At 57.9% G+C, this 18641-nt stretch carries 10 protein-coding genes and 7 pseudogenes; 12 read left to right on the top strand and 5 right to left on the bottom strand.

Annotated elements, in window-relative coordinates:
• The first annotated feature begins 30 nt into the window (after nt 1-30).
• From JCM25354_RS23200 to JCM25354_RS00415, 10 genes and pseudogenes are all read left to right on the top strand, one after another.
• Nucleotides 31-204 carry a hypothetical protein gene (locus JCM25354_RS23200; RefSeq protein WP_369345701.1) on the top strand — a complete coding sequence of 58 codons (174 nt, stop codon included), beginning with the start codon at nt 31-33 and terminating at the stop codon, nt 202-204.
• Nucleotides 201-467: a hypothetical protein gene (locus tag JCM25354_RS23195; protein ID WP_369345700.1), complete on the top strand. Its 267-nt coding sequence runs from the start codon at nt 201-203 to the stop codon at nt 465-467. The genes JCM25354_RS23200 and JCM25354_RS23195 overlap by 4 nt, the downstream gene beginning before the upstream one ends.
• 208 nt (nt 468-675) lie before the next feature.
• Nucleotides 676-1196: pseudogene (locus JCM25354_RS23655) on the top strand (translation initiation factor IF-2 associated domain-containing protein); the annotation flags it as partial.
• Nucleotides 1185-3482 (top strand): translation initiation factor IF-2, encoded by a 2298-nt coding sequence (gene infB, locus JCM25354_RS15550; RefSeq protein WP_408734972.1) that lies wholly within the window; start codon nt 1185-1187, stop codon nt 3480-3482. The pseudogene JCM25354_RS23655 and the gene infB, both read left to right, overlap by 12 nt.
• Nucleotides 3479-3904 carry a 30S ribosome-binding factor RbfA gene (gene rbfA, locus JCM25354_RS00440; RefSeq protein ID WP_025884543.1) on the top strand — a complete coding sequence of 142 codons (426 nt, stop codon included), beginning with the start codon at nt 3479-3481 and terminating at the stop codon, nt 3902-3904. Before infB ends, rbfA begins: the two co-directional genes overlap by 4 nt.
• Before the next feature lie 10 nt (nt 3905-3914).
• Complete coding sequence (gene truB / locus JCM25354_RS00435; RefSeq protein WP_025884542.1) at nt 3915-4868, top strand: tRNA pseudouridine(55) synthase TruB; 954 nt, start codon at nt 3915-3917, stop codon at nt 4866-4868.
• Nucleotides 4852-5121 (top strand): 30S ribosomal protein S15, encoded by a 270-nt coding sequence (rpsO, locus tag JCM25354_RS00430; protein WP_025884541.1) that lies wholly within the window; start codon nt 4852-4854, stop codon nt 5119-5121. The genes truB and rpsO overlap by 17 nt, the downstream gene beginning before the upstream one ends.
• A gap of 248 nt (nt 5122-5369) precedes the next feature.
• Nucleotides 5370-7521: pseudogene (gene pnp / locus JCM25354_RS15545) on the top strand (polyribonucleotide nucleotidyltransferase).
• A gap of 57 nt (nt 7522-7578) precedes the next feature.
• Nucleotides 7579-9007: pseudogene (locus JCM25354_RS15540) on the top strand (NAD(P)H-dependent flavin oxidoreductase).
• 28 nt (nt 9008-9035) lie between these two features.
• Nucleotides 9036-10985 (top strand): FUSC family protein, encoded by a 1950-nt coding sequence (locus JCM25354_RS00415; protein WP_025884540.1) that lies wholly within the window; start codon nt 9036-9038, stop codon nt 10983-10985.
• A 6-nt stretch (nt 10986-10991) separates the two neighbouring features.
• Here JCM25354_RS00415 and JCM25354_RS00410 read toward each other — a convergent pair whose 3' ends face one another.
• The 5 genes and pseudogenes from JCM25354_RS00410 to JCM25354_RS15525 all read right to left on the bottom strand — a co-directional run bounded on the left by JCM25354_RS00410 (nt 10992) and on the right by JCM25354_RS15525 (nt 16541).
• Entirely contained in the window at nt 10992-11414 is a 423-nt protein-coding gene (locus JCM25354_RS00410) for a DUF1489 family protein (protein WP_025884539.1), read from the bottom strand.
• A 3-nt stretch (nt 11415-11417) separates the two neighbouring features.
• Nucleotides 11418-12502: pseudogene (locus JCM25354_RS15535) on the bottom strand (nucleoside hydrolase).
• A gap of 141 nt (nt 12503-12643) precedes the next feature.
• Nucleotides 12644-13801, bottom strand: coding sequence for a radical SAM family heme chaperone HemW (hemW, locus tag JCM25354_RS00400; protein WP_035446561.1), 1158 nt, complete (start codon nt 13799-13801; stop codon nt 12644-12646).
• Nucleotides 13798-15737, bottom strand: a pseudogene (locus JCM25354_RS15530) (potassium transporter Kup). The gene hemW and the pseudogene JCM25354_RS15530 overlap by 4 nt, the downstream one beginning before the upstream one ends.
• 175 nt (nt 15738-15912) lie before the next feature.
• Nucleotides 15913-16541 (bottom strand): annotated as a pseudogene (locus JCM25354_RS15525) (YggS family pyridoxal phosphate-dependent enzyme).
• Between the two features lie 127 nt (nt 16542-16668).
• Here JCM25354_RS15525 and JCM25354_RS00385 point away from each other — a divergent pair.
• Both JCM25354_RS00385 and rpe read left to right on the top strand, forming a co-directional pair.
• Nucleotides 16669-17931, top strand: coding sequence for an RsmB/NOP family class I SAM-dependent RNA methyltransferase (locus tag JCM25354_RS00385; protein ID WP_025884537.1), 1263 nt, complete (start codon nt 16669-16671; stop codon nt 17929-17931).
• 31 nt (nt 17932-17962) lie between these two features.
• Nucleotides 17963-18636, top strand: a pseudogene (gene rpe, locus JCM25354_RS15520) (ribulose-phosphate 3-epimerase).
• Nucleotides 18637-18641: the final 5 nt, after the last annotated feature.

Raw genomic sequence — 18641 nt, 5'->3', positions numbered from 1 at the left:
TTTCAGGATAAAGAAGCACAGGAGATTTTTTTGTCCGACTTGCTCGATCCGATCGAGCTGGATGATGAAAAAGGACCGCAGAGGCGCTGCATCGTCACTCGCAAGAGTGGAAACCCCGATGTTATGCTGCGCTTTGTTATCTCCCCCAATGGCTTGGTGTTCCTGATCTGGCGGCAAAGCTGCCGGGGCGGGGAATCTGGTTGAGCGCCGGGCGGGATGTGCTAGATACCGCGCGGACGCGTCATCTCTTTTCGAGGGCAGCGCGTCAGCCGGTAACGGTACCTGAGGATATTGCGCAGGTACTGGTTTCAGGAATAGAAGCGCGGCTGGTGCAGGGGCTCGGTCTCGCGCGCCGGGCTGGTCAGGCTCTCTGTGGTTTTGTTAAGTGTCGCGAATGGATTGTCGGCGGTAAAGCCGGACTGGTAATCCAGGGATCGGGCGGAAGCCGGATGAGTTGCGGCGTCTGATATCGGGAAACAACAAACTTCCGGTACTGACGTTACCGGCCCAAATGCTTGCGACGGCATTCGGGCGGGAACATGCGGTCTATGCTGTGATAGCGCCTGGGGCGCTCGCGCAGCGTCTGATGGCTGAGCATGAACGATTTTTGGGGCTGACCGATGGGTTGGTTCCTGAGCCGCTGACTGAGCGGCTCGGACGGGAACAGGCAGGTATATGAGCGAAGGCAACGAACGGAACCAGGGCACTCAGGCTCAGGGCGGCCAGACAGAAGGCCAGAATGTCCAGGATCAGGGCGCCCAGGCTCAGGGTGACCAGGGTAAGGGACGTCTGTCCCTGCGTCCGGGCGGGCGCATGGAACTCGGGCGGACGGTTGACGCAGGATCAGTGCGTCAGAGCTTCAGCATGGACGCTCGAAGGTGGTCCAGGTGGAAGTGCGCAAGAAGCGTGAGGCCAACGAACGCAAGGACGGTCGTGGTTCAGCAGGGGGGCGTGGTGGTCGCGCAGGCGCCGGTCGCGCACTGACGCCGGCCGAACTTGCTATCCGCCAGCGTGTGCTCGAAGAGCAACGCAAGGAAGCAGCCCGTGAGGCGGCCCGCATCGAGGAAGAGAAGATCCGCATTCTCTCCGCGGCTGAGGAAGCCAAGCGAGAGGAAGAGGCCCGTGCCGAAGCGCTGGCTCGCGAAGCTGAAGCGGCTCGCGAGGCGGAAGAACACGAGCGCCAGATGGCGGCGGCCGCCGAAGACAAGGCCAAGCAGGAAGCTCTCGAAGAGCAGCGCAAGGCGCGAGCCGCTGAGCGTGAACGTGAGGAAGCTGCCCGACGTGCACCGCTCGAGGCGGCGGAGACCGTGCGTCGTACTGGCGGTGTGCAGCTTGCTGCGCCGATGGAACGACTGCGTCCGCTGGCAGAACGTGCTGTTATGGCGCCTCGCCCTGTCACACCCAAGCCAGCACCGGCTGCCAACAATGCTGCTGCTGCACCACGCAATGAGACGCTGCATCTGCGTCGGGGTGGTGCCGCGGGTGGTGAGGCTGAAGATGACCGTCGTGCCAGCCCGCGTCGTGCGCCTGCAGCGCCGCCACGCCGTGGTGCGCCAGCCGCACCCAAGAAAAGTGGCGACTCGCGCCGTTCGGGCCGTATTGATGTTCGGGCTGCGATTGAAGGTGATGATGACAAGACGCGTTCGCTCGCCTCTGTTCGTCGTCAGCGCGATCGTGAGCGTCGTCAGGCCGAGCTGGAACGTCTGCGTGCCGATCAGGTACGCGTTGTACGTGACGTGATCCTGCCGGAGTCGATCACGGTGGCCGAGCTGGCCAACCGTATGGCGCTGCGTCAGGCTGAAGTGGTCAAGGCTCTCATGAAGATGGGTGTCATGGCTACGGCGACCCAGCTGATCGATGCTGACACCGCAGAGCTGGTCATCAGCGAATTCGGCCATCGCGTCCGTCGCGTTGCCGAGAGCGATGTTGAGCTGGGTATCGAGGGCGTGGAAGATCGTGAAGACGAGCTCCAGACCCGCGCTCCGGTTGTTACCGTCATGGGGCATGTCGATCACGGCAAGACCTCACTGCTCGACGCACTTCGCACGACGGATGTGGCAGCAGGCGAAGCCGGTGGCATTACCCAGCATATCGGAGCCTATCAGGTGACTGTGCCGAGCGGTGCGAAGATTACCTTCGTCGATACGCCAGGCCATGAGGCATTCACGTCCATGCGTGCCCGTGGTGCCTCTGTCACTGATGTGGTTGTTCTGGTTGTCGCTGCTGATGACGGTGTGATGCCCCAGACAATTGAGGCCATCAAGCATGCCAAGGCGGCTGATGCTCCGATCATTGTGGCGATCAACAAGATCGACAAGCCGGGTGCCAATCCTGACCGAGTGCGTCAGGCCCTGCTCAGCCATGATATCGTGGTTGAGGCTATGGGTGGCGATGTGCAGGATGTCGAGGTTTCAGCGCTGAAGCGCACAGGTCTGGACAAGCTGGAAGAGGCCATTCTGCTTCAGGCGGAAGTTCTTGACCTCAAAGCGAATCCGAACCGTGTTGCAGAAGGCTCTGTCATCGAAAGTCGCCTCGATCGCGGTCGCGGTCCGGTGGCGACGGTTCTGGTCCAGAAGGGCACACTCAACCGCTCCGACATTGTGGTGGCTGGTGCCGAATGGGGCCGTGTGCGTGCCATGCTCGATGACAAGGGGCGTCAGCTCAAGGAGGCTGGTCCGTCCATGCCGGTAGAGCTTCTTGGTATTACCGGTGTTCCGGGTGCCGGTGAGCCGTTCGTTGTGGTTGAGAACGAGAACCGTGCCCGCGAAATCTGTGAGTTCCGTCAGCGTCGGCAGAAGGACAAGATGGCAGCCGGTCGTGCCGCTGCACGTGGTACGCTCGACCAGATGCTGGCTCGTATCCAGGCAGGTGAGCAGAAGGAAGTGGCTCTGCTCATCAAGGCCGACGTACAGGGTTCTGCTGAGGCTATCGAGGCTTCGGTACTCAAGCTCGAGCATGAGGAAGTTCGTATCCGTGTGCTGAACGCCTCTGTCGGTCAGATCACGGAGAGTGATATCCAGCTTGCCAAGGCATCCAACGCTATCATCGTGGCCTTCAACGTGCGTGCTACGACGCAGGCTCGCGAAATGGCCCAGCGTGAAGACGTGGATATCCGCTACTACTCGATCATCTATCAGGTGACCGATGACGTGGAGCAGCTGGTCAAGGGCAAAGTTGCGCCCAAGCATCGCGAGAAGTTCCTGGGCTACGCCGAGATCCGTCAGGTCTTCAATATCACGAAGGTCGGCAAGGTCGCTGGTTGCTATGTCACCGAGGGTGTGGTCAAGCGCGGCTGTGGCGTACGTCTGTTGCGTGACAACGTTGTGATCCATGAAGGCGATCTGAGCCAGCTCAAGCGCTTCAAGGATGACGTCAAGGAAGTCGCACGCAACTATGAGTGTGGTCTTTCCTTTGCCGGCTATAACGATCTGCGCGAAGGCGATATGGTCGAATGCTTCGAAATGGAAGTGATCCCTGCATGAGGGGATCGCGTTCCAAGGTCCCGGGGTTCTCTGGCCCCGGTGATGTAGCCGGTCCTTCGCAGCGTCAGCTGAGAATGTCCGAAGAGGTCCGTCGTGTCCTCTCGGAGATTTTCGCCCGTACCGAGTTTCGCGACCCGGAACTGGTTGATGTGCGCGTGACTGTTACGGAAGTGCGTATCTCGCCTGATTTCCGGCATGCGACGGCATTCGTCTGTCGTCTCGGCCGCAGCGATATCGAGGAAATTCTTCCCGCGCTCAAGCGTGTGGCGCCTTTCCTTCGTACCGGACTGTCCAAGACACTGCGTTCGCGTATGGTGCCTGAGATTCATTTTCAGCCCGATACAGCTCTTGAACATGCGATGGAAATGGATGCGCTGATGCGTACGCCCGAAGTTCGTCGTGATCTTGATTCAGAAGACTGAGTAACCCCTCATGGGACGAAAAAAAGGTCTGGATATCGACGGCTGGCTGGTCGTCGACAAGGATCTGCATATCGGATCAACCGATGTGGTGAACAAGGCGCGTCGCCTGATCAATGCCAGGAAGGCCGGTCATGGCGGCACGCTGGACCCTCTTGCAACGGGTATACTGCCTGTCGCGTTTGGCCAGGCTACCAAGACAATCCCCTACATCATGGATGCGACAAAGCGGTATCGTTTCACGCTTTTTCTGGGCGAATCCCGCACAACGGATGACCGCGAGGGAGAGGTGGTTGTAACCAGTGATCATCGTCCTTCCGATGAGGATCTGCGCGGTGCTCTGCCCGCCCTGACCGGCGATATCATGCAGGTTCCACCGGTCTATTCCGCGCTCAAGGTTGATGGGGAAAGGTCCTATGATCTTGCCCGAGCAGGCAAACCTCCTGAACTGCCGCCGCGTCCGGCTCGTGTTGACTCGATCACCCTGGTGGAACGACCCGATCGTGATCATGCGATTTTTGAGGTGCAGTCGGGCAAGGGCGTTTATATGCGCAGCCTGGCTCGCGACATTGCTCTGGCCTGTGGGACCGTTGGTCATATCGCCGTTCTTCGTCGGACCAAATGCGGTCCGTTTGAGGAGAAACATGCGATAACACTGGACAAGCTGATCCAAAATGACGACAAGGCCGATGCACTTTCAGCGCTTCTGCGTCCGGTCTCGACCGCGCTGGCCGACATCCCGGCTCTGGCCGTGACCGATTCAGAAGCACAGGCCCTGCGCTACGGACAAAGCCTTGTCTTGTCCGATTGCGCTGATCTGATGCTGACAGCACAGGATGGCGACATCCTGCAAGCCCGGGAGGGGGGGTGTCTTGTCGGATTGTGCCGCGTCCAGGAGGGGCGGCTGAAGCCGATACGGATATTCGAGTCGTTTAAATACGGAGACAGAGATGTCGATTACAGCTGAACGCCGCACGGCGCTGATCGAAGAATACAAGACCGCCCCGAATGACACGGGTTCGCCGGAAGTGCAGGTTGCCCTGCTGAGCGAGCGTATTGTCAATCTGACGGGCCACCTGCAGACGCACAAGAAAGACTTCCACTCACGTCGTGGTCTTCTGATGCTCGTCGGCCAGCGTCGTGGCCTGCTTGACTACCTCAAGCGCAAGGACCAGGGCCGCTATCAGACCCTTATCGAGCGTCTCGGCCTGCGCCGCTAACATGCTCGGGCGGAGCGCTTCGTCTCCGCCACTGCCCGCCGCTTTCCTGGCGGCGGGCCAACAGGCTGCGTCACTGAGCGTTGAAGCTGGAGACAGAACCGGCCTTCGGCGTTTCAGGCCACATGGTGACATGCCGGTCCGATCCCGGTCGTTCTTGCCATGCCGTCCGAAACGCTGCCAGCCAGTCAGGGCCCGTTCCCTTCAGACTCCCGCACCCAGTGTCAAAGCCGTCAAATCAGGACAGAACAATGTTCAACTACTTCCGCAAGGAAATCGACTGGGCAGGTCGCCCGCTCGTTCTGGAAACCGGCAAGATTGCCCGTCAGGCCGATGGGGCTGTCGTAGCGACCTATGGCGACACCGTGGTACTCTGCACCGCTGTAGGTGCGAAAACCGTCAAGCCGGGTCAGGATTTCTTCCCGATGACGGTCAACTATCAGGAAAAGGCCTATGCGGCCGGCCGTATTCCCGGCGGGTTCTTCAAGCGTGAAGGCCGTCCGTCCGAAAGCGAAACCCTGATTTCGCGTCTGATCGACCGTCCTATCCGCCCGCTCTTTCCGGAGAATTTCCGTAACGAAGTGCAGGTTACGGCGACCGTTCTCAGCCATGACATGGAAAATGACCCGGCTCTGGTTGCCTGATCGGTTGTTCGGCTGCGCTTACCCTTTCGGGCATCCCTTTCTACGGTCCGGTCGGTGTGGCACGTGTTGCACGCATCAATGACAAGCTCGTTATCAACCCGACTCTTTCGGAGATGAAGGAAAGTGAGCTTGATCTCGTCGTAGCCGGTACGAGTGAAGGCGTGCTGATGGTTGAGTCCGAGGCTTCTGAGCTTTCGGAAGAGGTGATGCTTGAAGCCGTGACCGCAGGTCATACGGCTTTCCAGCCCGTCATTGATGCGATCATCGATCTCGCCGAGCACGCTGCCAAGCAGCCCTGGGATCTCGAAGGTCCCACCAAAGAGCAGATTGCCCTGCGCAAGCGCGTGGAGAAGATCGGCACCAAGCTTATGGCTGATGCCTATAAGGAAAAAGCCAAGCAGGCTCGTTACGAGAAGATCGCGACAGCCAAGGGCCGTATCATTGAAGGTCTTCAGGAAGAAGGCCTTGATGTCGAACTGGCCAAGCCCATGCTCAAGGAGCTGGAGGCCCAGGTCGTTCGTGGTGCCATTCTGAAAAGCGGCATCCGCATCGATGGCCGTGACACCAAAACCGTGCGTCCGATCGTTTCCGAAGTTGGTATCCTGCCGCGCGCACATGGTTCTGCATTGTTTACCCGTGGTGAAACGCAGGCCCTTGTCGTTGCAACCCTTGGTACGACGCAGGACGAGCAAATTATTGATGCGCTTGAAGGCGAGTATCGCTCGAACTTCATGCTGCATTATAATTTTCCGCCCTACTCGGTCGGTGAATGCGGTCGTATGGGTAGCCCGGGTCGCCGTGAAATCGGCCATGGCAAGCTTGCATGGCGTGCCATTCATCCGCTCCTGCCTGCCAAGGACCGTTTTCCCTACACGGTGCGTATTGTCTCTGAAATCACCGAGAGCAATGGCTCGTCGTCAATGGCAACGGTCTGCGGCTCGTCTCTGGCCCTGATGGATGCCGGCGTTCCGCTGCCGCGCCCCGTAGCTGGTATCGCCATGGGGCTGATCAAGGAAGATCGCGGTTACGCTGTGCTTTCCGACATTCTCGGCGACGAAGACCACCTCGGCGACATGGACTTCAAGGTGGCCGGAACGGAAGCAGGCATTACCGCGCTTCAGATGGACATCAAGATCACCTCGATCACGCCAGAAATCATGAAGGTGGCCCTCGAGCAGGCTCGTGACGGTCGTCTGCATATCCTGGGTGAAATGGCAAAGGCTCTTGACGAAGGTCGTGAGGGTGTGTCGCGCAATGCGCCGAAGATCACCACCATGAGCATTGCCAAGGAAAAGATCCGTGACGTGATCGGTTCGGGCGGCAAGGTTATCCGTGAGATCGTCGAATTTTCGGGTGCCAAGGTTGATATCAACGATGAAGGTGTAATCACCATTGCTGCGTCCAATGACGAGCAGGCTCAGAAAGCCATCTCGCGCATTGAAGGCATTGTGGCAGAGCCGGAAATCGGTCGTATCTACGACGCAAGGTCGTGAAGACTGCCGATTTCGGCGCGTTCGTGAACTTCCTCGGCCCGCGTGACGGCCTGGTGCATATCTCCGAACTCAGCGATGGTCGCGTGGCCAAGACCACCGATGTCGTCAAGCAGGGCGACGCCGTAAAGGTCAAGGTCGTTGGCTTTGATGATCGCGGCAAGGTCAAGCTGTCGATGCGTGTTGTCGATCAGCAGACGGGTGCCGATATCTCGGAGAATGTCGGTGCAAAGCCGTCCCGCCCTTCCAGGCAGCGTGACGCTGACTGACCTGTCGTTTCAGGAGGGGGCGGCCTCGGCTGCCCCTCTCGGAGTACAACATAGATTATGATGTCGATTGATACCGTCCGTATGGCTGGCCGGAATGTTCTCCCCCTTGTTGAAGGCGGAAAGGGCGTCTCGGTTTCGACTGGTATTTCTGCCGGGCACTGGGCCGCGGCAGGTGGTGTGGGGACCGTTTCTGCCGTCAATGCTGACAGCTACGATGAGGCTGGAAACCGTATTCCTCAGATCTATTCGGGCCGTACACGGCGCGAACGTCATGAGGAACTGATTCGCTACGCCATTGATGGCGGTATCACTCAGGTCAAAATTGCACGTGAGATTGCGGGCAGCAATGGCATGCTCAATGTCAATCTCCTCTGGGAGATGGGTGGTGCTGAGCTGGTTATCGAGGGCATTCTCGAAGAGGCACCCGCTGATCGATGGTTTGACCTGCGGCGCTGGCATGCCCTATCGTCTGTCAGAAATTGCGGCACGCCACAACGTGCATTATTATCCGATTGTTTCTTCTGCACGGGCATTCAACGCCCTGTGGAAGCGCGCCTATCACAAGACAGCCGAGCTTCTGGGGGCTGTGGTTTACGAAGATCCTTGGCGTGCGGGTGGACATAACGGATTGTCGAACACCGAAAATCCGTTGCAACCCGAGGATCCGTATCCGCGTGTCGCGGCCCTGCGCAAGGCGATGAACCAGTTTGGTCTCGACTCTGTACCGATCATCATGGCGGGTGGTGTCTGGTGGCTTGAGGAATGGGCCCACTGGTTCAACAATCCCGAGATCGGACCGATCGTGTTCCAGTTTGGCACGAGACCGTTGCTGACACAGGAAAGCCCTATTCCTGATGCCTGGAAGCGTCGTTTGCGCCAGCTGCATGAGGGAGACGTCTATCTCAACCGTTTTTCGCCGACAGGCTTCTATTCCTCTGCGGTCAATAACAGTTTCATGAGAAACCTGCGTGGTCGCTCGGAACGCCAGGTTGCCTATAGCAGCGAGCCTGTAGGTGAACATGACACACCACATGGCATTGGTGCGCGCAAGCGTGAAGTATGGATGACGGCAGCTGATCGCGAGCATGTCCTGGCGTGGGAGGCAGCCGGTTATACCGAGGCCATGCGCACGCCTGATTCAACGCTTGTTTTTGTAACGCCTGAAGAAAGCCGTGTGATCGTAGCCGATCAGGTAGCGTGCATGGGTTGTCTTTCGGAGTGTCGCTTTTCCAACTGGAGCCAGCGTGGCCCCAATTACACCAATGGGGCAAAAGCTGATCCACGCTCTTTCTGCATTCAGAAAAGTCTGCAGGATATTGCGCATGTTGACGACAGTGCCGGTCAGACGACAGCTGATGAGGTCGTCGACCATAACCTGATGTTTGGTGGTACGAATGCTTGGCGTTTCGGTAACGATCCGTTCTATGCTTCTGGTTTCACACCGACAGTCAGACAGCTGGTCGAGCAGATCATGACGGGGCGCTAAGCGCCCGGTCCCACAGGGAGCGTACTGCATGATAAAGGGGCACTCCCATCTTTCTGCTACACGCCCCTTTGCAGCTTTTCTTACCACTTCCAGCAATCATCTGGCGCGCTATGCCATCACACTCTCACCCGAACAGCTCAGTCTGTACGAGGGAGGACGTGCCGCGCTGGTAACGGCGCTTGCGCTTGCGCCATCGCTTTTCTTCGATCAGGCAATTCTTGCCTGGATCGCCTTTGCGTGCTTCTGGGCCTGCCTGATTGATCCGGGCGGTCCTGATCGTGAACGTCTGCAGGTGCTGGGAGGCTTCACGCTTGCAGGGACGGCGCTTGTTTTTAGCGTTTCCTCACTGAGTGTCTTCGGGTCGTTGGCCACTCTCCCGATTGTCGCTCTTATTGGTCTGGGCTGCGGATTATCCCGCGCGTTCTCGCCTGCCATCATGCAACTCTGGGTGCTTGCCGGTTGTGCTGCGGTCGCGGCGACGGGATTTCCTTCATCCCCCCTGCAAGCAGCAGGAATCGCTGGGCTTTTTTGTGCCGGTGGCTTGCTGGCAATGCTTTTCTGCCTCGTTCTGTGGAAGCAGCAGCCTTATGCTCCCGCACGACGCAGCATCGCTGCAACCTACTATATTCTTGATCTCATGGCGCGTGAACTGGCTGCCGGGCGTCTGCGCGAGACGGTGCATCGTCAGGCAGCGCGCAATGCAATCGAGCGCGCACGCGCGCTTGTGACACTGCTTGATGCAGGTCATGGTAATTTCCGACTCAGACGACGTATGGAGGTCATGCTGTCTGCTGCGGAGCGCGTTTTTACGGCGCTTCTGGCGCTGGAGCATCAAGCTGAAGCAGGGCCACTTTCTCCCGGATTGCGACACCTCCTTGGTGGACTGGGCACGGCCTGTCATGAAGCGATGCGTCAGGCTGGCCGCACTGAGCCGGATTTCACGGTTCTGGGTCAACTGGCTCAGGCAATGGATCGAAAAGCGCGCATCGGTGAACTTGTCCATGTTGCGCCGATCCTTGCCTGCGCCGAGACTTTCGAGCGTATGAAAACGGCTTTTGCGCGCGGTCATCAGGAAACGGAAGCAGCGCAGAACAGATCATTCATGGTGCTGTCACCTGCCATATGGCGGCATGCCTGCCGTCTTTCCTTTGCCTTGTTGCTGACGCAAGGGATTTGTCTTTATGGCGGCGAAGGATTTTCCTACTGGGCCCTGATAGCCACGTTGCTCGTAATGCAGCCAGCGGGCAATGTGACGCTTGTGCGCAGTGTTGAACGGGTGATCGGCAGTATTGGCGGAAGTCTGATGGCTGCCCTCTGCGCTATGGCTCTACCTGGTAAACCGGCCCTGCTTGTTGTGGCGGTTTTCATGTCTCTTGCGGCTATAGCCACAAGAGCCGTGAATTATACCCTGCTGGTCTTTTTCCTGACCGGTCTGGTGGTTGTGATTGCCGAAGCGGTCATGCCGGGTGGTGGCATTATATGGGCGCGCGTACTTGATAATCTCATCGGCAGCGGCATTGCCTTGTTGTGCGTTCTGCTGCTCTGGCCCCAGCGTATCGAAACGGACCATGAAGGGGTCCTGAAGAGGGCCATAGAAGCAAATTTCCAGTATGCGGCTCTTGTTCTTCAGGGCAATTGCCACGATGCGGCAATCGAAAAGGCGCAGCGTGAGGCGGGAATAGCGAGTATTTCGGCAGAGTTTCTGCCGGGAGGATTGCCGCTTCTGGGGGGCATCGTCGCGCAGTTACATGATCACAGGTTTCTTCTGCGTCAGGAGACGCTCAGAGCATTGCGGCGCTTGAGCGGGGAGATAACTCTCTATCGCTTTGACATGCAGAACGGGTTTCGCCAGCCGAAGCCGGAGGAAGCCGTCCGGTTCGAAAGCTGGAACAGGGCGCTCGCGCGAGGAGAGCCTATCTCTGATATCATGACAATGCTGGGAAACGGGACCCTGTTCGAACGTCTCGCCCGACATTGACCTTCGTCAGATCAGGCAGAGTTCGGAAAGACTGCGCCTCAGGGCAGGAGGCAAGTTCTCTATGCCTGAGACCAGAGCGCCCGCACCAAGATCTTCCGGCGCTTCATCCGGCTTGAGATAGCGCCACCCCTGGAAAGGACGCATGGCGCGTGGTTGTACGGGAATGATGTCATCCGTGACCAGAATATGCGTACCCAGCTGGCCATCCGGTCGTGTAAACGGACGAAACCCCACAACAGGCTGGCGACACAGAACCAGTCCTCCCATGACGCGGTAGAGTGAGCCCTTACCGCTGATCTCTTCGGCCTGTTTGGGCATGGTACGTGTACGGATGACACCATATCCTTCGATGCGCTCGCCGCGATGCATCCAGGCGGCGAGTTCATCGAGCGTGGTACAGCCGACCACCAGCTTGATCATATGGAGCAAGGCTCAGTGCTTTCCCATGAAGCTCTGCGCCCAGCCTGCATAGGCCTTCTTGAAACGATCAACATCAATGGATTGTACGATCCGCACCTTGCGTACGCCCATGGCCTTGGGAGCCAGTGAGTCAGGCCAGACATAGGCGTGGCCATATCCGATGCCCTTGCTGATTTCGACATCCATATAGGCATCCTGGGTTTTTGTAACGAGCGTCGGATCAGCAACGATAGCACTGGTAACTTCATCCCACATTGCGAGTGGTACGTAGTATTTTGTCAGATATTCCGTAACCGGTGTTTCATGACCTCGGCCAATCGCCGCGACCTCTTCCTTGGACAGGACGACGTCATTCGAGACATTGGCTACGGAGGTAATGCGTGCCCAGGGAGCTGTGAGAGTAATATGAGCAGCCTCGGGATCAAAGATCATATTGAAGTCCGATCCATTGTCAGCGTTCCCCGTGACAGACATCATCGAGAGATCGAGATACCCTCCCATGAAAACCAGCTGTTTGGCTGTTTCCGCAAAGCTGGGATCAAGCCTGATGGCAAGGGCCAGATTGGTCATCGGGCCCGCTCAATGATCGTTACCTGATGCGGATGGGCATGAACCTGCTGGATCATGAACAGAGCTGCCGGAATACCCTGTGGCTGAAGGGTGGGAGCGCCATCGGGTGTCGATTTGACGGGGGGTTGCGTATCAGGCGTGTTGTTTATTGATCCCATACCGCCCCAGGCGCCTTTCCAGGGCAGGGTACCGAATTGCTGCTCGCGCAGGCGGGTAAGGGCTACCGTGTTGATCAGGGGCTGGGTTGCGCCATCATAGACCCGTACATCGCGATGATCCGTGATTTCAAGAAAACGGCGTATCCGTGCGCTTTCGGCATTTTCCCAGTCGTCACCTGCCACGACGGTGAGGCCAAGTACTTTCAGCCTCGGGTTGTTCAGCAGCGGTATGACAGACTGGATATTGGACCCACCCGGACCGAGATAATCGTTATCCGCGATAACGAGCTCAGGACCTTTCGGATTTTCGGCATGGGCGGATCCCATCGTAAGGGCTGCAAGAGCCAGGCTGGCAAGAAGACGACGCATGGAAAGCTCTTACTCCGTAAGGTGGGGAGGGTTCCCCGAGGATCCGTTTCTAGCCTGACGAGGCCACAAGGGAAGCAAGGCTTATGTCCTGTTTCCGTCATGTTTTGCAAAAAAAACCTTCTGGCCGTTACGGGGTGAGCATCACATTACAAGAGCGCTTAGTAAGGCTTCTAGTCTGACTCGGCCCTCATCTGTGGCGATCAGACGCGTTTCACTGAGTGTGAGATAATTCTCTTCCAGGGCTGCCTCAAGAATATGGGGATTGACGCAGGTTTCCATTTTCCGGCCTGTTCGCTGCTCGAACCAGTCGAGGGCGATCCCTTCGCGCAAACGCAGTCCCATCAGCAAAGCCTCTCGTCCGCGCTCTTCTGCAGAAAGGGGCGTTTCTTCTGTCGAGCCACTGCCGTGTTGCTCCACACGTTCAGCCCAGATTTCAGGAGCGCGATGTCGGCGTGTGGCATGCAGCGTGCTGTCAAGGGTGAGTCGGCCATGGGCACCCGGTCCGATGCCGATATAGTCCTGATACCGCCAATAAGTGAGGTTATGGCGGCTCTCTGAACCGGGACGGGCATAATTCGAGATTTCGTAATTCTGCAATCCGTGCAGGGCGGCGATCTCGGCGGTTTTCTCATACAGAAGAGCCGCATCGTCGTCTTTGGGCAGAATGAAGCGCCCTTGCCGGTACAGAGCCTCGAATTTCGTCCCCTGTTCTATGGTGAGCTGATAGAGTGAAAGATGGTCCGAGGCGAGATCAAGGGCGCGGTGCAGCTCGGTTTCCCATTCCGTCAGGGTCTGGCCGGGGCGGGCATAGATCAGATCAAAAGAAAGACGCGGAAACAGTGTGCGCGCTGTTTCGAGAGCGGCTATGGCCTGCGACGAGGAATGTTCCCGTCCAAGAAAGCGCAGTGCCGATTCATCCAGGCTCTGGATGCCTAGTGATATGCGATTGACGCCCGCGCTACGAAAACCGCCCAGTTTGCCTCTTTCGACGCTGGTCGGGTTTGCTTCGAGCGTAATCTCGAGATCATCGGTTACATCAAAAAACCGTCGCGCATCCTCGATCAGTATGGCAACCGTTTCCGGTAACATGAGCGAAGGCGTACCCCCGCCGAAAAAAATCGAGCGCAATGGACGACGCCCGGTACGTTCGACATCCGATGCCAATTCCAGCCTCAATGCCGCAGTGAAGCGCTCATGGGGCAGGGTATCGCGGACATGTGAGTTAAAGTCGCAATACGGGCATTTTGCCAGACAGAATGGCCAATGCACGTAAAGCGAAAGCGGTGTCGTGTCGCTCAGATCGCGATCCTCACGCCCAGCTCGACCACACGATCGGGCGGAATGCGGAAAAACTCGGTGCTGGGGGTGGCATTGCGTACCATCAGCAGGAACAGCCACATGCGCCACAGGGAGAGTTTGGGCACGGTCGAGCGTACGACCAGTTCACGTGAGACGAAATAGGAAGCCTGAATGGCATCGAATTCGACCCCGGCAGCATTCAGTTCCTCAAGGGCCTTGGGCAGGTTTGGCATCTCCATGAAGCCATAACGGACAATGACGCGATAGATATTCGGCGCCAGTTCCTGGACCATGGCACGATGACCGCGTTCGGCCTCGGGTTTGTCTAGGTTCTGTACGGTAACAAAAAGCACATGATCGTGCAGGACCTTGTTGTGCTTGAGGTTATGCAGCAGGCAGGTTGGTACCGTCTCGGGATTGGCTGTCAGGAATACAGCCATTCCCGGTACGCGCACAGTGCGTGACTGCGGCAGACGTGCCAGGAACGAGGCCATGGGCAAGGAGTCTGCTGACTGGCGTGCGCGCAGAAGGCTGCGACCTCGCGCCCATGTTGTCATCAGTATGGTGGCCGATACGCCTATGGCCAGCGGTACCCAGCCACCATCAGGAATCTTCAGGACATTGGCGGCAAAGAACGTCCCGTCGCTGATCAGGAAGAAACCAAAGACCAGTCCGGACAGGGGAACACTCCATTTGAAGACACGGCGGAACACAACCATGGCGAGAATAGCAGTGCACATGAATGTGCCCGTTACAGCGATGCCATAGGCTGCGGCCAGAGCCGAGGAAGAGCGGAAGGAAAGCACAAGCAGGATTGAGCCCAGAGCCAGTACCCAGTTGAAAACAGGCAGATAGATCTGCGCTTCTTCTTCGGCATTGGTATGCATGATGCGCATGCGCGGCAGATAGCCGAGCTGGATCAGCTGGCGGCATAGTGAAAACCCGCCGGAAATACCTGCCTGACTGGCAATAACCGTGGCCATGGTTGCCAGAAGAAGCAGAGGGATCTGCGCCCATCCAGGCGCCAGATGATAGAACGGATTTTGCAGGGCAGCCGGGTTGCGGAGCAACAGCGCGCCCTGACCAAGATAATTAAGGGTCAGCGCAGGCAGTACGAAGAACAGCCATGCGTAACGGATAGGTGCGCGTCCGAAATGGCCCATATCGGCATAAAGAGCCTCGGCACCGGTGACGGAAAGCACGACCGAACCTAGGGCTATGAAAGCAAGCCAGCCGTGATAGAGGACGAACTGTGCGGCATAATAGGGCGAAAGCGCCATGAGAATGCCGGGTGTCTGCATGATGGAATGGATGCCCATCACAGCCAGCGTCAGAAACCACACCATCATGATCGGCCCGAAAGCACGACCGATCTTTCCTGTCCCGAGGGCCTGGGCACTGAACAGGGCAATCAGGATGATGATGGCGACAGGATGATGATATGTGAGGCTGATGGAACGGAAACCTCAATACCTTCGATGGCCGAGAGTACCGAGACAGCTGGTGTGATGATACCATCGCCGAAGAAGAGGCAGGCACCGCCGATACCGACAATGCCAAAGATCCAGCGGAACCGGGGTGATTTGCAGACACGCTGGGCCAGTGACATGAGGGCGATGATACCGCCTTCGCCATCATGATCCGCGCGCATGACCAGCATGACATACTTGATGGTCACAACCAGCATCAGCGCCCAGAAGATCAGGCTTTCGATTCCCATGATCTCCCAGCTCTCCGCCGGATGGCGAATGGAGCCGACAATCTGGACTGATGCCTGAAACGCATAGAGCGGGCTCGTGCCGATATCACCATAGACAACGCCCAGAACGCCCAGAAGCCCGGCCAGACCGACCGGGGCCTTCTTGTGCAGATCCTCTGTTGCGCCGAACTCACGGATTGGACCTGTTCGCCGGTCGCTGTCTTGGCATCTTTCGATGCGGCAGCGTTTATCGAACCTGGCTGTCCGTCAGGCCTCTCTGTCATTTCTGTTCCAACTCATGGCAAGCACGCTGCGTCGCACACATAGACGTGAGCGATCACTGACATAAAGCCTGCCATACGATGGTTTTTCCGGACACCGCAAGCATCTGATGTTCAGGAAAGGCTGATCATCAGGCTTTCGAACGGTTACCGAAGATCGCTGTACCAACCGTACGAGTGTGGCTCCCTGCATGATGGCCGTTTCGAAGTCAGCAGACATACCCATCGAACAGTCGATTAATTCATGTTCATGTGCGAGCCGGGCCAGAAATGCGAAATGCACGGCAGGGTCCTGATCCTCGGGCGGAATACACATGACCCCTTTGAGAGAGGCGCCGAAACGTTCCTTGCACCGGATGATAAAATCATCAGCCTCATAGCGTGGCACGCCGGATTTCTGGGGTTCGTCTCCCGTGTTCACCTGAACGAAAAGATCGGGCAGACGCCCCAGGCGGTCTGCAGCCCGCGACAGGGCATCGACAAGCCCGGGACGGTCGACGGATTCGATGGCGTCGGCCAGGCGGCAGGCCTCGAGAGCCTTGTTTGTCTGAAGGCTGCCGATAAGATGAAGCCGCAGATCCGGCCAGTGTTCACGCAGGGCCGGAAATTTTTCTTTGGCTTCCTGCACACGATTCTCACCGAAGATATTCTGGCCGGATTTCAACGCTTCCTCGACGGCAGAGGCCGGGTGAAACTTGCTGACAGCTACCAGTTTCACCTGTTCTGAAGGACGTCCTGCCAGCATACAGGCCTGTTCCATGCGGGCGCGTATCAGTCCAATCCGGGATGAAAGTGTGTCGTCCGACATGACCGGGCTCCGTAAGTTGTTGCAGTTGGAATGCAGGAAGGGGTAGCGCGGCGCTTCGCGAAATGCCATTGGCAAGGCAATGTCCAAAGCACCTTCACAGACTCCCGCCGATCCGACACGCGATCTGGCTTTTGATATTCTCTGCGGTGTTGTCGAGCATCGACGCATGCTGGAGACAACGCTCGACCGCAGTCCGCTGACAGATCCGCGGGATCGCGCCAGCGCGCATCGCTTGGCTGCGACTGTATTGCGCCATATGGGCAGCATGACGGAACTGCTTCAGCCACTCCTGCGTCGGGAACCGCCTGCCCCTGTCCGCTGTGCGCTGCTTATGGGCGTTGCCCAGCTATGCCATCTGGAAACACCTCCTCATGCGGCCGTCGGTACCATCGTTTCGCTTCTGCGTCGTCGCGGTCTGGCGCCGTTTGCCGGGCTTGCCAATGCGGTGCTGCGACGCGTGGCGCGTGACGCTGAGGTTCTTGCCGAGGGACTTGATGCCGATCGTCTCGATGTGCCTGCATGGCTTTGGACCGCCTGGGGCAATCGCGCTCGCGATATTGCCGCTGGCTTGCATCGCGAAGCGCCGATCGATCTGACCTTGCGCCCTGGCGCCGAAGCCCCGGAAGGCGGAGAGCTCATGCCCAATGGCAGTGTACGTTTTCCCCCGGGAACACGTGTGACCGAACTATCGGGTTTCGATGAGGGCGCCTTCTGGGTTCAGGATGCTGCTGCGACCATGCCAGCACGCCTGCTGAATGTCCGGCCCGGGCAGAGTGTAATTGATCTTTGTGCGGCACCCGGTGGCAAGACAGCCCAGCTTGCTGTGGCAGGTGCGGAGGTCATTGCTGTCGAACGCGAGGAAACGCGCGCAAAACGCCTGAAACAGAATCTTGAGCGTCTGGGTCTTGGTGCACAGGTTGTCATTGCCGATGCGCTTGACTGGCAGCCGGAAGAGAAGGTGGATGCCGTGCTGCTTGATGCACCGTGCTCGGCAACGGGCACGCTTCGACGTCATCCTGACGTGCTCTGGGTCAAGCGTCCACGTGATGTTCTGGCTCTGGCCAAGGATCAGGATCGTCTGATTGATGCGGCGGGTGCCATGCTCAAACCGGATGGTGTTCTGCTCTATGCTGTCTGCTCCCTTCAGGATGAGGAAGGTCCGCAGCGTGTTGCCGCTGCGCTCAAGCGGGGCTGGATATTGGAGCCTTTCACTGCTGAGGAAATGGCTGCGATTCCTGATGCGCTCACGAGACAGGGGACATTTCGCACCCATCCAGGAATGTGGGCCGATCGGGGGGGCATGGATGGTTTTTTTGCAGCGAGATTGCGCAAGAGTACTTGAAACAGACCCGTGTTAGAGAAAAGGTAAGATTATGCCCCAGCTGAAAACGCCCCTGATTGCCCCGAGTATTCTCAGTGCCGACTTCGCGCGCATGGGTGAAGAGGTTGAGGCCGTCGTACGCGATGGCGCAGACTGGCTTCATCTCGATGTCATGGACGGGCATTTCGTACCGAACATGACTTTTGGTCCCGGCATGATCGCGGCATTGCGCAACCGCACCGATAAGCCATTTGACGTACATCTCATGATCGAGCCTGCAGACGCTTCATTGATGCATTCGCCAGGGCGGGTGCCGACCATATTCACGTTCATGTGGAAAACAACCCGCATGTGCATCGTACCCTCCAGCATATCCGTGCGCTCGGCAAGAAACCCGGTATTGCGATCTGCCCCGGTACGCCGCCCGAGACGATCGAATATCTGCTTGATCTGGTTGACGTCATTCTGGTCATGACGGTCAATCCGGGCTTTGGCGGCCAGAAATTCCTTGATAGCCAGGTGCCGAAAATCCGCAGGCTGAGAGAGATGGCCGATGCGTCGGGACGGGATATCCGTATAGGTGTTGATGGCGGCATCGATCTTGCTACGGCACCTCTCGCGACGGGTGCAGGTGCCGATATGATGGTTGCAGGGACTTCCATCTACGGCCAAGACGACTATGCTGCAGCAATCACATCTTTGCGACAGGCCGGGAGCCTGTCCTGATTCTC

Source organism: Asaia prunellae JCM 25354, assembly GCF_000613885.1.
In the GTDB taxonomy this organism is placed as follows: Bacteria; Pseudomonadota; Alphaproteobacteria; order Acetobacterales; family Acetobacteraceae; genus Asaia; species Asaia prunellae.
The sequence above is the reverse complement of the archived record's forward strand: the minus strand, read 5'-3'. Positions and strand labels throughout refer to the sequence as shown.